Origin of the sequence: Rhodopseudomonas boonkerdii (assembly GCF_021184025.1) — a bacterium.
Taxonomy (GTDB): Bacteria; Pseudomonadota; Alphaproteobacteria; order Rhizobiales; family Xanthobacteraceae; genus Tardiphaga; species Tardiphaga boonkerdii.
In genome coordinates, this window is the sequence record NZ_CP036537.1 from 1,956,103 (window position 1) to 1,971,831 (window position 15,729).

Below are 15,729 nucleotides of genomic sequence, written 5' to 3' on the forward strand. Positions count from 1 at the left end.
TCGGGAGGCCTGGGGTCACCGTCCGGGCCCACTACGGGGCTCTGCCACTCAGTGGCTGGACGGGTGCGGATGACGGCTGGCGAAAGCCGGTCCGATGGCAGGGCACCTGCCAGCTTCCAGTACCCGGAAGCACGGTCCCTCGGCCAAAAACCGTCGCGGTGGCACGCCGTCAGGCGTTGCGCGGCCGGCCAGCACTGGCGATCCAGTGCGCACCGATCGCGTCAGAAACCACCCCACGCGCCTGGCGGCGTGCCGCCTCCCCTCATGTCTTCGAGGGGAGACCTGCTCACACCTCGGACGCGCAAGCGCCGCGAGAATGCGAGCGCACGTTTTCAGACATCACGGGGCTGTTTGACATGTTGATCAGGCAACGACGCGCTGGGCGTAGGGCGGATTGCGCGATGAACGGCGGATTACGCCTTCGGCTCATCCGCCCTACGGCACTCTGAGGAGGGAGAAGGTCTCAACTCAGCTTCAACGCCTTCAGCACCGTTGCCACCTTGTCCTGAGCGGCATCGGGCAGCGGCAGCACCGGCTTCGGCGGTTTCGCATCGGTGATCCCCAGAATATCCACCGCCGCATATATCACGCGCAGGCTTGAATACTGCTTGAACAGATCCCACAGCGGCTGCAGTGCCGCGTTGAGCCGGCGTGCTTCCTCCGCCTTGCCCGCCAGCGCGGCGCGGGTGAGGGCGAGGCAGCTGTTCGGAAACAGGCCGGCTGCGACCGAGTACCAGGCCTCGCCGCCGGCCAGCAGCGCTTCGGTGACGTTCCAGTCGCCGGCATAGCCGATGGGAAAGCCCTTAGGCACCGCCGCGCGGCGCTGCTTGAGATGATCGGCGATCGCATTGGCGTCCGGCGCCGTGCCCTTCAGCGTGACGACGCCGGGAATGCGCGCGATGCGGCCGATCAGCTCCGGCGTGAAGGTGAAATGCGTGGTGGCAAAATTGTCGTAGATCACCAGCGGCAATTCGGTCTCGGCGGCGACGATGCGGAACAGCTCGAACACTTCGTCATGCGTCAGCGGCGTATAGGACACCGGCGCCAGCAGGCCGGCTGCAGCGCCGGCCGCCTTCGCATCGCGAGCGAGATGGATCACCTCGTCGAGGCGGAGCGCGCCGATTCCGACCAGAACCGGCACGCGGCCGTTGACTTCGCCGATCGCCGCATCGGTGGCGCGGCGGCGCTCGTCCCGGGTGAGAAAGGGATAGGAGCCGGTCGAGCCGAGCAGGCCAATGGAGTCCACCTTCGCCGCCGCCAGCGGCGCCACCAGCCGCTGCAACGCCGGCGTATCCACCCGCCCATTGGCATTCATGGGCGTGATCGGGAAGGCGGACAGGCCTTTGATGAAGCTCATGATCGGGTCCTCGCAGTTGCAGCAAACGAATTAGCATATCGGGCGGATTAGGTCAGTCATCCTGACCCTCTTAGCCGTTGCGACGCGGCGGCATTTGCGTTTAGAACAAGCCCGTCGCGTCCGGCAAGGAACCGTCAATGGTTTCCGCCGACACTCACAGGCGCGGCCCTCGAAGGATAGCAATGCTGATTCGGAACGACAGTGCTGACATGGACACGGGAGCGATTTTCGTTGCTCCGCGCGCCCTTGCGCCTGCGTCGTCTCCAGCCCTCCTTCTCGGCGGTCTGCTTCTCCTTATCGGCCCCTGAGCGCCGGCTGGGCAGTCATGCCTGGGCACTTAGGGGATGCGAACTGAACCAAGCAAACCTCCCGGCGCCCGCACAGACAGCGCCCGATCTTTAAGGAAGATTCCATGACCACCACGACCCAAAAGTCCGAGAAGGACCGCGTCTTCATTTTCGACACCACCCTGCGCGACGGCGAACAGTGCCCCGGCGCCACCATGACCTTCGAGGAGAAGCTGGAAATCGCCGAGATGCTCGACGACATGGGCGTCGACATCATCGAGGCCGGTTTCCCGATCTCGTCGGAAGGCGATTTCGAAGCCGTGCACGAGATCGCCAAGCGCTCGAAGAAGTCGGTCATCGCCGGTTTGGGCCGCGTCAATCCGAAGGACATCGACCGCTGCGCCGAAGCGGTGAAGCCCGCCGGCGATCGCGCCCGCGTGCATATGGTGATCGCGACCTCGCCGCTGCATATGCGGGTGAAGCTGAACATGACCCCGGAGCAGGTCATCGACGCTTCGGTGGCCGGCGTCACCCGCGCCCGCAACATGGTCAGTAATGTCGAATGGTCGGCCGAAGACGCCACCCGCAGCGATATCGACTTTCTGTGCCGCATCACCGAAGCCGTTATCAAGGCTGGCGCCACCACGGTGAATATCCCCGACACCGTCGGCTACACCACGCCGGAGGAATACACCCGCATCATCCGCACGCTGCGTGAGCGCGTGCCGAATTCCGACCAGGCGATCTTCTCGGTGCATTGCCATAACGATCTCGGCATGGCGGTGGCGAATACGCTGGCCGGCATCGACGGCGGCGCGCGTCAGGTGGAGTGCACCATCAACGGCATTGGCGAGCGCGCGGGCAATGCGGCGCTGGAAGAAGTCGTGATGGCCATCAATGTGCGCAACGACAAATTCCCGTACTGGAACAATATCGATCCGACCTGGCTGACGCGCGCGTCCAAGGTGGTGTCGGCGGCGACCTCGTTCCCCGTGCAGTACAACAAGGCCATCGTCGGCCGTAACGCCTTCGCCCATGAGAGCGGCATCCACCAGGATGGCGTGCTGAAGGACGCCTCGACCTATGAGATCATGACGCCGGCATCGGTGGGCTTGAAACATTCGTCGATCGTGCTGGGCAAGCATTCCGGTCGCCATGCCTTCATCCATCGTCTGGAAGAGCTGGGCTACAAGCTGGGCAAGAACCAGATCGAGGATGCCTTCATCCGCATGAAGGCTTTGGCCGATCGCAAGAAGGATATCTATGACGAGGATATCGAGGCGCTGATCGATCAGGAGATCGTGCAGGCTCACGATCGCATCAAGCTGAACTCGCTGACGGTGATCGCCGGCACGCACGGTCCGCAGCGTGCGACCATGAAGCTGAATGTGGATGGCGCGGTGAAGATCGAGGAGGCCGAAGGCAACGGGCCGGTGGATGCCGTGTTCAACTGCATCAAGGCGCTGGTGCCCCATGAAGCCAAGCTGGAGCTCTATCAGGTGCACGCAGTCACCGAGGGCACCGACGCGCAGGCTGAAGTTTCGGTGCGTCTGTCTCAGGACGGTCGCTCGATGACCTCGCGGGCTGCCGATCCGGATACGCTGGTTGCTTCGGCCAAGGCCTATCTGGGCGCGCTGAACAAGATCGTGATGAAGCGAGAGCGTGACAAGCCGGCACCGGTCGCTGTCGCGAGCTGATGTTCTTTAGAAACTTTCGCGCGTGGCAAACGCGGCGTCGAAGGGCGCCGCGTTTTTGCATTGCAGGAAAGCTTTTCCAGCCCCTGACGAAGGGAGCAGTGGTCTTCGCCTGTTAATGGCGATACATCTGCCTGTGGCATCCAAGCGCAGCGGCGATTTGAAACAGCTCGCGCGCCAACAGGGAGAACACCATGCGCCACTTCACCACGCGCCGGCTCGTTGTCGCGGCAGTCTCCGTCGCAGCACTCGCGCTCGTCGGGCCGGCTCAGGCCCAGTCGCCCATCGTTATCAAGTTCAGCCACGTGGTCGCGCCCAACACGCCGAAAGGGCAGGGCGCCGACAAGTTCAAGGAACTCGCCGAGAAATATACCAATGGCAAGGTGAAGGTCGAAGTCTATCCGAACTCCCAGCTCTACAAGGACAAGGAGGAGGTCGAGGCGCTACAGCTTGGCGCCGTGCAGATGTTGGCACCGTCGCTCGCCAAGTTCGGGCCGCTCGGCGTCAAGGAATTCGAGGTGTTCGATCTGCCTTACATCCTGCCGGACAAGGCGGCGCTGAACCGGATCACCACCGGCCCGATCGGCAAGGGCCTGCTCGCGAAGCTGGAGCCTAAGGGGATCAAGGGGCTCGCCTATTGGGACAACGGCTTCAAGATCATGACGTCGAACAAGCCGATGCATAAGGTCGCTGACTTTCAGGGTCTGAAGATGCGCATCCAGTCGTCGAAGGTGCTGGAAGCGCAGATGCGCGCGCTCGGCGCCATTCCGCAGGTGCTGGCGTTCTCGGAAGTGTATCAGGCCATGCAAACCGGCGTGGTTGATGGCAACGAGAACACCCCGAGCAACGTCTATACGCAGAAGATGCATGAAGTGCAGAAGCACATGACGCTCTCGAACCATGGCTATATCGGCTACGCCGTGATTGTGAACAAGAAGTTCTGGGATGGCCTTCCAGCCGATGTGAAACCGCAGGTGGAGAAGGCGATGGATGAAGCCACTGCCTATGCCAACAGCCTGTCGCAGAAGGAAAACGACGACGCCATCGTCGCCATGAAAAAGGCAGGCACCACGACTTTCTACGAATTGAAGCCGGAAGAGCGCGCCGAGTGGATGAAGGCGCTGGAGCCGGTGACGGCCGACATGGCTTCGCGCGTCGGCAAACAGCTCATTGCTGATTTCCAGAAGGAAGCGGGAGCCAAGACCAACTGAGGTTGCGGCGAGGCTGAGGCCCTCATCCTTAGGAGTGGCTCGCTTGAGCCGCGTCTCGAAGGGGTGAGTGTTTGGTACTCATGGTTCGAGGCGCGCGCCAAGTGGCGCGCTCCTCACCAAGAGGATGAGAGTGTGGGGAAGGGGACGACTTTGAAATTCCTGTTACGCATCCTCGATCGTCTCGAGGAGACCCTGATCGCGACGCTGATCGGCGCTGCGACGCTGGTGATCTTCGTCGCCGTGGCACATCGCTACACGACGGACTTCGTGGTCTCCAACCGCACATTGCCGGGCGCGATGGCGGTTTACAAATTTCTCGCGGGCATTCACCTTTCCTGGGCGCAGGAGCTGTGCATCTATATGTTCGTCTGGATGGCGAAGTTCGGCGCAGCCTATGGCGTGCGCACCGGCATCCATGTGGGCGTCGATGTGCTGGTACTGAAACTGCCGCCGAAATGGCGCAAGGGCACCATCCTGTTCGGCCTGCTTTGTGGCGCGCTGTTCACCGGCATCATCGGCACCATGGGCGCGAATTTCGTCATCGGCCTGTCCGAAACCGACCAGACTTCGCCCGATCTCGAACTGCCGAGCTGGATCGTCTATCTCTGCATTCCGCTCGGCTCATATCTCATGTGTTTCCGCTTCCTGCAGGTCGCCTACAATTATTTCCGTTTCGACGATCTGCCGCATCACGACCACACACACGTTGAGGGAGTCGAAGTCGACACTGCAGTCGGTCCGACGCCGGAGGGCGTTCGATGACCACGCTGTTCATTTTTGCCCTGCTCATCGCGCTGATGCTCACCGGCATGCCGATTTCGATCGCGCTCGGCTTGACGGTGCTCACCTTCCTGTTCTTCCTGACCCAGGTCCCCATCGAGGCGGTGGCGCTGAAATTGTTCACCGGCATCGAGAATTTCGAGATCATGGCGATCCCGTTCTTCATACTCGCTGGCAATTTCCTGACCCACGGCGGCGTCGCCAAACGCATGATCAATTTCGCGACCTCCATGGTCGGTCATTGGTATGGCGGTCTCGGTCTCGCAGGCGTCATGGCCTGCGCATTGTTCGCGGCGATTTCCGGATCCTCGCCTGCTACCGTGATCGCGATCGGTTCGATCCTGCTGCCGGCTATGGTCGCGCAGGGCTTCCCGAAGCGTTTCGGTGCAGGCGTCATCACCACGTCGGGCGCGCTTGGCATCCTGATTCCGCCGTCCATCGTGATGGTCATTTATGCGGTTGCGACGGGGGGCAGCGTTGCACTCGGGCCGGATGGTGCGCGCGTGACGTCTGCCTCGGTGGGACAGCTGTTCATCGCCGGCGTCATTCCCGGCCTGATGTTGGCGACCCTGCTCGGCGCCACCACGGTCTATCGCGCCTGGAAGTTCGATTATCCGCGACTGCCGCGCGCGCCCTGGGGCGAGCGCATCAAGGCATTCCGTGAATGTATCTGGGGCCTGTTGCTGATCTTCATCGTGCTCGGCGGCATCTATCGTGGCTGGTTCACGCCGACGGAGGCCGCGGCGGTCAGCGCCGTCTACGCCTTCGTCATCGCCGTGTTCGTCTATAAGGACATGGGCCTGAAGGACGTGCCACGGGTGCTGCTCGGCTCGGCCAGCATGAGCGCGATGATTCTCTACATCATCACCAATGCGGTGCTGTTTTCGTTCCTGATGACATCGGAACAGATCCCGCAGCAGCTTGCTGCCTGGATGCTCGATCAGGGTGTCAATTGGTGGACGTTCCTGATCTTCGTCAACATCCTGCTGCTGATTGCCGGCAATGTGATGGAGGCGTCATCGATCGTGCTCATTACTGCACCGATCCTGTTTCCCATCGCGGTGAAGCTCGGTGTTCATCCGGTGCATCTCGGCATTCTGATGGTGGTGAACATGGAAGTCGGCATGTGCCATCCGCCGGTGGGCCTCAATCTCTATGTGGCGTCGGGCATCGCCAAGATGGGCATCACCGAGCTCACCATCGCAGTCTGGCCGTGGCTGCTGACGATGCTGATGTTCCTCGGTGGGGTGACGTTCATACCTGAAATCTCGTTGTGGCTGCCGCGCGTCCTCGGCCTGCTGTGACGGAATTCATGTGTCGCGACACGGCTGTTGGGGTACCAGCAACATTGCGACATGATATGGCCAAAGCGTAAGTTGAAGCGCGACGGCGGTGTGCGCAATCTTCATGGCAAGCTCTTTCAAAGGAGGTTGCCATGAAAAAGCTGTTGCTCGCTGGCGCCGCGGTTGCGGTCATTGCAGGATCTACTGCGGTCTATGCCCAACATCGCCCATGGATGCATCATCAGATACGTATGAACCCGGAGGATCGCGCGGCCTTCGTCGATGCGCGCATCGCCGCCGTGAAAGCCGGACTGAAGCTCACCCCCGATCAGGAGAAACTGTGGCCGGCGGTGGAGGCCTCGGTTCGCGATTTCGCCAAGCTGCGCATCGATCGCGCCAATGCGCGGATGGAAGAACGCAAGGCGCGCGAGAACAGCGCACAGGGCAATACGCCAGCCAATCCAGTCGAACGCCTGCAGCAGCGCGCCGACAATATGGCGGCGACCGCTGCGGCCCTGAAGAAAATCGCGACGGCTGCCGATCCGCTCTACAAGACCCTTGATGACGGCCAGAAACGCCGGCTCGCCGTGCTGACCCATATGGGCCACCGCTTCGGTGGCGAGGGATGGCGCCACCGCGGTTCGCGTCCGTCTGAAGACGGTCCGGGTGGCTTCGAGCGCGGCAGCTTCGAAGGACCCGGTTTCCCGTCGCCCGCCTTCGGTCACGACGACCCGCCGGGCGCGGAACGCCTCTGAAACGCCCGTTGTCCACCGCCACATCGGTGAAAAGCCGCTGAAACCTGGCGGCTTTTCCACTTTTTCGCAAAAGCGAAATTCGATGCATTTTTTATGACGGCATCGCTGGACATCCCCGGGGGGCTTTGCTACACGCAGCCGTCCCCGCGGGGATATCCGGATTGGATCCGGGCGCATAGCTCAGTTGGTAGAGCAGATGACTCTTAATCATCGGGTCCTAGGTTCGAGCCCTAGTGCGCCCACCAATGTTCCTCACAACATTGTTTGACGGAACATTCGGGTGGCCTCGATAGAAACTCGGATCAAGCGATCTCCAGATCAGTCGTTCTTTTGCCTGGCGACAAGGGCTGCAGTCCCTGTGCCATAGTTCCGCAGCGGTTGCGTTGTTCGAGGCGATCGGCCTGTCTGCGATAGTCTTCCGAGGCTTCCAGTAATCGCGTGACCGTTACGGCGTCCAGTACATTACGGGCCAGCCGCTCGGCGCGTTGGGCCTGTTCGCGAAGATATTCGATCCGGGTCATCATCGTCCCCTCACACCTGTCGAAACAAGTTGAGTCGAATTCGATCGTTCCCAGCGTCGCGCGGGATGTTTAACGGCAGGTAACCGGGCGGTCTTGTGCGTCTTGGCCGCGAGACCGGTCGTGCTGCCGTCCAACCCGATAGAGCTCCATAACCGTAGATTCACGTTAAGCGCGGACTTTCCGTGCGAGGTGGTAGGCTTGTAAATGCTCTTTACCCCTCTCACGGGCGCGCTTCGTATCCCGAATGAAAACGGGGACATGGTGATGTCGGAAACTGCAACCGCAGGCAAAAGGCTGGAGAAATTCCCGGCCTTCGATGGTTTTCGTGGGATCGGCGTGGTGGTGGTGATCTTCAGTCACTGTCCGCAGGTGTTGGAAAGCGGCCTCTACAACAGCATCTGGCATATCAACCAGCTGTCACGCGTGGGGTATATCGCGCTCGATATCTTCTTCGTGATGTCAGGCTTCTTCATCACCAGGCTGCTGCTGCGCGAGCGTGCCAAGACCGGACGTATCTCGTTCAAGGATTTCTACATACGCAGGGCGCTGCGCATTTTCCCGGTCTATTATCTCACCGTCATCGTCTGCGTCTTGCTGTTCACATTCGGCACCGCCGATACGATCAGCCTGCTCACCTATACCTTCAATTTCTACCATCCGTTGCATCCGGTCCCGAACCCGCTCGAACACACCTGGTCGCTGTCGGTAGAAGAGCAGTTCTATTTCTTCTGGCCACTGCTGATCCTGCTGGTGCCGCCGCGCTGGCTCAGTCGTGTCATTGGCATTGTGGTGCCGCTGCTGGCGATTGCCAGCGGTCTGGTGATGGCGGTGATCTTCATCGGCCACGATCCGCGCGAGGCCGGCGACGTCGTCTATATGTCGCTGTTCACCCGCATGCTGTCGCTGTCGCTTGGCGGCTGGCTGGCGCTGCGCGAGTTCGAGAACAAGCCGCTGCGTGGCTGGCGCTGCGTTGCCCTGTTCCTTGGTGCGATCGTGGTGCTCACGCTTGATCGCATGGGGCGCAATTTCGGTATCATCACATCGCAACCGGTTTACTGGACCATCGCGCTGATCGCCTATGCCATGGTCAGCGTCTCCTTCGTTGCCACCATGGTATTCGACCGCGGTATTCTGAAGCGGGTGATGACCGCGATCCTATCGATCCCGCTGCTGCGCGGTCTCGGCCAGATGTCCTATGCGATGTATGTGTTCCATCTGCCGGTGCTGTTCTATCTCGGCATCAATGACGCTGCGCTGGATGGAGCCAAGGTGCCCATCTTGCAGGTCGCGATCGCCTTTGCAGTCACGATCGGCCTGTCGATACTGTCCTACTATCTGCTGGAAACGCCGATGGCGAAGCTGAAGGACCGTTTTGGCAAGGTCAGGCTGTCCGAGGCGACGGGCACCAATGCGGTGCCGCGTGGCGGCCTTTTCCGGGCTTTTTCGCGCGCCGCCCTGCTATCGTCCGAGGATCGCGAACCGGTCGCGGATCGGCCGTCGCAACAGGCTTGGTCGGATGTGTGGCGCAAGGAGGTCAAATAGCGAGCGGCGTCCTTCCCAAGCGGGATACGCAGAGCTCTTGACGAAGCCTCATCGCTGCCCCCAATGGACGGCAAGCGGCAGCAATCGCCCTGGCATTTCCGGGAGGCTTCATCGAATGATCACGCTCTATCACTGCGCCCGCGCGCGCTCGTTCCGCCCGCTCTGGGCACTGGAAGAGCTGGGGTTGGAATATGAGCTCAAGATGCTGCCATTTCCGCCGCGCGTTCACGCCAAGGAATATCTCGGAATCAACCCGCTCGGCACTATTCCGCTGATGTTGGACGGCGGGACGCGGATGACCGAATCTGCTGCGATCGCGCATTACCTCGTCACGAAATATGGCCCATCACCGCTCGCCGTCGGAGTGGATGAGCCGGATTATGGGCCGTTTCTGAATTGGCTCCATTTCGGCGAGGCGACGCTGACATTCCCGCAGACGCTGGTGCTGCGTTATTCGCAACTCGAGCCGGAGGAGCGCCGCAACCCTCAGGTGGTCGAAGATTATTCGCGCTGGTTTCTTGGTCGGCTGCGCATCATCGAAACGATCACGTCGGCCAACGAGCATATCTGTGCCGGCCGTTTCACAGCGGCGGACATCTCGGTCGGCTATGCACTGCTGATGGCGCAGCGCCTCGGCCTTGCCTCGCAATTCGGGCCGGCTGTCGCGGCCTATTGGGCGCGGCTGCAGCAACGTGACGGATACAAGCGTGCGGTGGAGTCGGAAAACCGCGCCGGGGATGAGCAAGGTTTGGCGCGGCGCGTGTGAATCGCTATACCCGCGATATTGCATGCGAGAGAGCGAGTACATCCGATGGCCAATGACAGTGTGATCCTGGAGAAGAAGGGCGCCGCACTCTGGATCACCATCAATCGTCCGGAGAAGCGCAACGCGATGAATGCCGACGTCATCGCGGGCATCGCAGATGGCTATCGCCACGCGCATGACGATGCCGAGGTGCGTGTGCTCGTGTTGACGGGTACTGGCGACAAGGCATTTTGTGCCGGCGCCGATCTCGCCAATTCAGGCTCGGCGTTTGCGCAGGACTTCTCCAGGCCGAACGGCGACCTCGCCGACTTGATGCGGCTGTCGCAGAATGCCACAAAGCCGGCCATCGCACGCGTCAACGGCGTCTGTATGGCCGGTGGCATGGGCCTGCTGTGCATGACCGATATGGCCGTCGCTGCCGACACCGCGATCTTCGGCTTGCCGGAGGTGAAGGTCGGCGTATTTCCGATGCAGGTGCTGGCGCTGCTGCAATCCATCGCGCCGCGCCGTCTCGTCAACGAATGGTGCATCACCGGCGAGCCATTCGACGCGCGGACGGCACGGGACGCCGGCTTGCTTAATCACATCGTGGCGACGGCCGATCTCGACGCCAAGGTCGAGTGGCTCATCTCGCGCATCACCGACAAGTCGCCGACTGCGATCCGCCGCGGCAAATACGCCATGCGCGCCGTCGCTGCCATGTCGTTCGACGAGAGCATCGCCTATCTGGAAAGTCAGATCTCGATTCTCTCGATGACGGAAGATGCGAAGGAAGGCCTCAAGGCCTTTGCGGAAAAGCGCAAGCCGGCCTGGCCAGGGAAGTGAGATGCGGTGCGCGAAGCATTTGGCTCACGCGCGCTGCTACCGAAATCCCATGCCGGTCGAAAGCTGAACGGCGATCAGAAACACGCTGCCGGCGATCGGCAGACTGATCAGACGAAACAACTGGTTGAATGAAATCATTTGAGCCATCCAATAAATGAGCCCCGAGCCTGACTATCGGTGATTATGCTTAATAGCAGGTAAATGGCTCTGCGCTTCTTGGTTGAGCCTCGGCGTCTGGCGCTTGGCAAGCCCTATCGGGGACCGCATCTCAGGTGATGCAATGTCACCTCTGGCGGGCAGTTGAGGCGAACCGGCAGCAGGCTCGTTCCGACGCCGACGGACGTATAGCCAGCAAGATTCCCGTAACGCCACGCGCCATTGCCCATATGGCGCGGCAGCACGGCTTCCAGCTTGATGGCACGGCCGCCGGGCAGGCAAAGCTGGCCGCCATGCGTGTGGCCGCTAAGCATGAGGTCGAAACCGTGTTCGGCCGCTTCCCTGTAGGTTTCAGGCGTATGCGACAGCAGGATCGAGAGTGCTTCTCGCGGAATCTGCGCCGCAACTTTCGGGATGTCGTCGGCGCGATAGAAATGCGGATCGTCTACGCCAGAAAGATAAATCCGGGCATCGCCGCGGCTGATTGTTTCGACCTCGTTGAACAGCATGCGAATGCCCATCGTCTCAAGGGCAGGCGCAAGGCGAATGGTGTCGTGATTGCCGAGGACGCCGAATATGGGACCGCGCAGCTTCGTTCGAAGTTCTCCGATGCCGTCGATGGCGCGTTGAAAGGGACCGTAGGTCTGACCGCGATAGTCGCCGGTGAGCACGCAAATGTCGTAGCGGAGATCGCCGACGAAAGAGATCAAGTGCTTCAGAGCCTGTTCGCTCAGATCGACATGGAGATCGCTGATCTGCAGGATCGTGAAGTTGTCGAATACCGATGGCAGGCGAGGCGATGTCACAACATTCTCGCGCACGAGTACCTGGTTTGCCTCGCGGCGCGCGCGTTGATAGAGGCCAGTCAGCTGCAGACCGGCACGGATGATCGGCGCAGCCGTCAACCAGTTCTCCAGATTGAAGAACAGACGCCCCTGGCCGAACAGCTGGTGGTCGCGACGGGTCTCGATCTCCAGCCGCTGTGTGACGTGCGTCGCGCCGATGCGGTCGATCAGCGGGCGTAATGCGCTGTCGTCTGGCGGCATATGCTGCGGCCGGGCCAACCGTTGACTGTCCTAGCCGGTCGAAGCCTTGAGGCCGGCAGCCTCGATGCCGGCGACGCAACAGATTTCGTCATTGTCCGAGGTGTCGCCGGAAATGCCGATGGCGCCGAGCAGGGAGCCGGACTGATCCTGGATCAGGACGCCGCCCGGGACAGGAACGAGAGCGCCGCGCGCCATGGTGTTGACGGCATCGATAAAGAACGGCTGCTCTTCGGCGCGCTTGAACAGGGCACGCGAGCCGAGGCCCATCGCCAGCGCACCATAGGCCTTACCATGTGCGACTTCGCCGCGCATCAGGCTGGTGCCGTCTTGCGCGATCGATGCCTTCACGCAACCGCGCGCATCCAGCACCGTGATGGCCATCGGCTTCAGCTTCATTTCGATCACCTTGGCCAGGGCGGAATCGAGAATTTTGCGGGCGATGTCGAGCGAGAGGTCGGGCATGAATTTTTCCTTCAATGGGTGGCGGCAGATCGTGGTGGTACAGGTACGCCGTCGAGGCTCATGGCCATCACACGCGCGACGTGCATCGCTTCGCGCGATGTGCCGTCGGCGATTTGATGGCGACACGATGTTCCATCGGCGACGATCAGCGTTGATTCATCTGCCTTGCGGACGGCCGGCAGCAGCGATGCTTCGGCCATCTGGATCGAGGCCTGATAGGTGTCTGCGCCATAGCCGAAGGCTCCGGCCATCCCGCAACAGCTGGACTCGATGGTCTCGACCTTCAGATCGGGGATGAGGCGCAGCGCTTTTTCGACCGGCTTGAGCGCACCGAAAGATTTCTGATGACAGTGACCATGCACCATTGCTTTCGGTGCGATGGGCTTGAGCGGCAGTTGCAGCCGGCCTGTCTCTGCTTCGCGAACGAGGAATTCCTCAAACAGCATCGCATGTGCGCTGATCGCTTTTGCAGTGTCGTCAGAGCGGAGCGACAGGAGCTCGTCGCGCAGTGTGAGGAGGCAGCTCGGCTCCAGGCCGACAATGGGCACGCCGCGTGCGGCAAAAGGCGCATATGTCACAACAAAACGATCGAGCTCGGCACGCGCTTGATCGACGAGACCGGCGGAGAGGAACGTGCGACCGCAGCACAGCGCGCGTTGGCCGTCTACGGGTTTGGGCAGATGCACGCGGTAGCCACCGGCGATGAGTACGCGCAGTGCGTCGTCGAGATTCTCGCGCTCATAAGCGCGGTTGAAGGTATCGGCAAACAGCACGATTTCGTGGCCATCGATGGGGCCAACGACTTCCGTATCGCGATGAAAAACGTCGCTTCGCCAGGCGGGCAGGCTCCGCTTGGCGCTGATGCCGGTGACGCGCTCGACGAGGTTACGCAGCACAGGGTGATCGTTGCGCAGGTTCATCAGCGGCGCGAGTTTTGCGGCGAAGGGCGCATAGTGCGGCAGATAACCGACGAGGCGATCGCGCAGCGACAGGCCGTGCTTCGCGACGCGTGCAGCGAGCACTTCGATCTTCATCTTCGCCATATCGACGCCGGTGGGACATTCGTGGCGGCAGGCTTTGCAGGAGACGCAGAGCTTCATGGTTTCCGCCATCTCGTCGGAGGTCAGCGCATCCGGGCCGAGTTGGCCTGAGATCGCGAGCCGCAGCGTGTTGGCACGGCCGCGTGTCACATCCCTCTCGTTGCGCGTGGCGCGGTAGGACGGGCACATCACGCCGCCTTCGAGCTTCCGACATGTGCCATTGTTGTTGCACATCTCGATAGCTCCCTGGAAACCGCCACCGGCGCCAGGATAAGCGGACCAGTCAAGTTCGGTCTTTAACTCACCGATGCGATAGTCGGGCGTGTAGCGGAACAGCGAGCGATCATCCATCTTCGGTGGATGGACAATCTTGCCGGGATTGAGGATACGGCCCGGATCGAAGCTGTTCTTCACTTCGGCAAAGTCGTCGATGATGCGCTGACCGAACATCTCGGCGTGAAACTCGGAGCGCACCAAGCCGTCGCCATGTTCGCCGGAATGCGAACCCTTGTATTCGCGCACCATGTCGAACGCTTCTTCGGCAATGGCGCGCATCGCCTTGACGTCCTTGTCGAGCTTCAGATTCAGCACGGGACGCACATGCAGACAGCCTTCGGAGGCATGCGCATACATGGTGCCGGAAGTGCCATGCTTGGCGAACACGCCGAGCAGGCGCTCGGTGTAGTCGGCGAGATGCGGCAGGGGCACGGCGCAGTCCTCGATGAAGGAGACCGGCTTACCCTCCTGCTTCATGGACATCATGACGTTGAGGCCGGCGGCACGAAACTCGGCGATGCCGGATTGCAGCGCTGGCTCCGTAACCTCGATCACGCCGCCCCATTTACGCTGCGGATGGTCCCAGCCGAAGCCGAGATCGCCCATCAGCTCGCCAAGTTCTTTCAGCTTGGCCGTATTGGCGACCTGATCTTCCTCGGCGAACTCGACGATCAGCAGCGCATCGGGATCGCCGCGCACGGCGTTCTTGATGATCGGCTGAAACATGGCGATGTCGCGGCCGAGCGCGATCATGGTGCGATCGACCAGTTCGACCGCGATCGGTTTCAGCTTGACCAGATGCTGGGTCGCATCCATCGCTTCATAGAAGCTGCCGAAGTGGCAGACGCCGAGCGCCTTGTTGCCGATCAGCGGCCAGAGTTTCAGTTCCACCTGCGTGGTGAAGGCGAGAGTGCCTTCGGAGCCGACGAGTAGATGCGCGAGATTGTTCGGCGTGTTGCGCGGAACCAGCGCATCGAGATTGTAGCCACCGACCCGGCGCTGCACCTGCGGGAAGCGTGCGGCGATCTCCTGCGCCTCGCGTTCACCGAGCGCCAGCATTTCGCGGAACAGGACAGGCGCGTTGTCATTCGGGTTGATCTCGCCGAAATGGAGCTGCGTGCCATCGGCCAGCGCGGCGTCCATCGCAATCGTGTTGTCGCGCATGGTGCCATAACGCAGCGAGCGGCCGCCGCAGCTATTGTTGCCGGCCATGCCACCGATAGTGGCGCGTGAGGCGGTTGAGACGTCGACGGGAAACCACAGGCCGCGCTTCTTCAGTTGCCGGTTGAGATCATCGAGGACGATGCCGGGCTCAACGATGCAGGTTCGATTTTCCACATCGACCGAGATCAGCTTGTTGAGATGCTTCGACAGGTCGATGACGATGCCTTCATTCACCGTCTGCCCGCATTGCGAGGTGCCCCCGCCGCGTGGTGTGACCACGCGTCCATCGTCGCGGCAGATCGCCATGGCGTGCAGCGCTTCGTCGATGGTGCGGGGGACGACCACGCCGAGTGGCATGATCTGGTAGAACGAGGCGTCAGTGGCGTAACGGCCGCGGTTGAAGGCGTCGAAGAAAACGTCGCCGGTGGTTACAGCGGCAAGTCTGGCGGCCAACGCACTATCGGCCGCCGAACTACGAGTCGTCACGGCCTGCTTTGTCGCCATCGCCTGAGTCTCATGTTATGAAAGTTTGTCTTTGCATCGAGGTCAGGCCTTGGCAAGGGA

Annotated in this window: 13 protein-coding genes and 1 tRNA gene; 9 read left to right on the forward strand and 5 right to left on the reverse strand. The window is 61.3% G+C overall.

Features of this window, described 5'->3' with window-relative positions:
- Positions 1 to 463: 463 nt before the first annotated feature.
- Positions 464 to 1,357 (reverse strand): dihydrodipicolinate synthase family protein, encoded by an 894-nt coding sequence (locus tag E0H22_RS09135; protein ID WP_233025340.1) that lies wholly within the window; start codon positions 1,355 to 1,357, stop codon positions 464 to 466.
- Positions 1,358 to 1,769: 412 nt separating this feature from the next.
- On the opposite strand from E0H22_RS09135, the gene E0H22_RS09140 reads away from it, so the two are divergent.
- The 6 genes from E0H22_RS09140 (at position 1,770) to E0H22_RS09165 (ending at position 7,612) form a co-directional block, all read left to right on the forward strand.
- On the forward strand, positions 1,770 to 3,341 hold the full coding sequence (locus E0H22_RS09140; protein WP_233025341.1) for a 2-isopropylmalate synthase: 1,572 nt from the start codon (positions 1,770 to 1,772) through the stop codon (positions 3,339 to 3,341).
- 191 nt (positions 3,342 to 3,532) lie between these two features.
- Positions 3,533 to 4,549, forward strand: coding sequence for a TRAP transporter substrate-binding protein (locus E0H22_RS09145; RefSeq protein WP_233025342.1), 1,017 nt, complete (start codon positions 3,533 to 3,535; stop codon positions 4,547 to 4,549).
- 150 nt (positions 4,550 to 4,699) lie between these two features.
- Complete coding sequence (locus E0H22_RS09150; RefSeq protein ID WP_233025343.1) at positions 4,700 to 5,311, forward strand: TRAP transporter small permease; 612 nt, start codon at positions 4,700 to 4,702, stop codon at positions 5,309 to 5,311.
- The gene (locus tag E0H22_RS09155) at positions 5,308 to 6,633 is read left to right on the forward strand and encodes a TRAP transporter large permease (RefSeq protein ID WP_233025344.1); all 1,326 of its coding nucleotides are present in this window, start codon (positions 5,308 to 5,310) and stop codon (positions 6,631 to 6,633) included. The genes E0H22_RS09150 and E0H22_RS09155 overlap by 4 nt, the downstream gene beginning before the upstream one ends.
- A gap of 131 nt (positions 6,634 to 6,764) precedes the next feature.
- On the forward strand, positions 6,765 to 7,367 hold the full coding sequence (locus tag E0H22_RS09160) for a Spy/CpxP family protein refolding chaperone (RefSeq protein ID WP_233025345.1): 603 nt from the start codon (positions 6,765 to 6,767) through the stop codon (positions 7,365 to 7,367).
- A gap of 169 nt (positions 7,368 to 7,536) precedes the next feature.
- Positions 7,537 to 7,612: transfer RNA gene (locus E0H22_RS09165), tRNA-Lys, on the forward strand.
- Between the two features lie 57 nt (positions 7,613 to 7,669).
- Here E0H22_RS09165 and E0H22_RS09170 read toward each other — a convergent pair.
- Positions 7,670 to 7,888 carry a hypothetical protein gene (locus E0H22_RS09170; protein ID WP_233025346.1) on the reverse strand — a complete coding sequence of 73 codons (219 nt, stop codon included), beginning with the start codon at positions 7,886 to 7,888 and terminating at the stop codon, positions 7,670 to 7,672.
- 264 nt (positions 7,889 to 8,152) lie between these two features.
- On the opposite strand from E0H22_RS09170, the gene E0H22_RS09175 reads away from it, so the two are divergent.
- The 3 genes from E0H22_RS09175 to E0H22_RS09185 all read left to right on the forward strand — a co-directional run bounded on the left by E0H22_RS09175 (position 8,153) and on the right by E0H22_RS09185 (position 11,021).
- Positions 8,153 to 9,430, forward strand: coding sequence for an acyltransferase family protein (locus E0H22_RS09175; protein ID WP_233025347.1), 1,278 nt, complete (start codon positions 8,153 to 8,155; stop codon positions 9,428 to 9,430).
- Between the two features lie 115 nt (positions 9,431 to 9,545).
- Positions 9,546 to 10,196, forward strand: coding sequence for a glutathione S-transferase family protein (locus E0H22_RS09180; RefSeq protein ID WP_233025348.1), 651 nt, complete (start codon positions 9,546 to 9,548; stop codon positions 10,194 to 10,196).
- A gap of 45 nt (positions 10,197 to 10,241) precedes the next feature.
- Positions 10,242 to 11,021 (forward strand): enoyl-CoA hydratase/isomerase family protein, encoded by a 780-nt coding sequence (locus E0H22_RS09185; protein WP_233025349.1) that lies wholly within the window; start codon positions 10,242 to 10,244, stop codon positions 11,019 to 11,021.
- A 251-nt stretch (positions 11,022 to 11,272) separates the two neighbouring features.
- Here E0H22_RS09185 and E0H22_RS09190 read toward each other — a convergent pair whose 3' ends face one another.
- Genes E0H22_RS09190 through E0H22_RS09200 form a run of 3 tightly spaced genes read right to left on the reverse strand, consistent with a single transcriptional unit; the run spans position 11,273 to position 15,669 of the window.
- Complete coding sequence (locus E0H22_RS09190) at positions 11,273 to 12,241, reverse strand: metallophosphoesterase (RefSeq protein WP_347340828.1); 969 nt, start codon at positions 12,239 to 12,241, stop codon at positions 11,273 to 11,275.
- 12 nt (positions 12,242 to 12,253) lie between these two features.
- Positions 12,254 to 12,685, reverse strand: coding sequence for a GlcG/HbpS family heme-binding protein (locus tag E0H22_RS09195; RefSeq protein ID WP_233025350.1), 432 nt, complete (start codon positions 12,683 to 12,685; stop codon positions 12,254 to 12,256).
- Positions 12,686 to 12,696: 11 nt separating this feature from the next.
- Entirely contained in the window at positions 12,697 to 15,669 is a 2,973-nt protein-coding gene (locus E0H22_RS09200) for an FAD-binding and (Fe-S)-binding domain-containing protein (RefSeq protein ID WP_233025351.1), read from the reverse strand.
- Positions 15,670 to 15,729 lie beyond the last annotated feature (60 nt).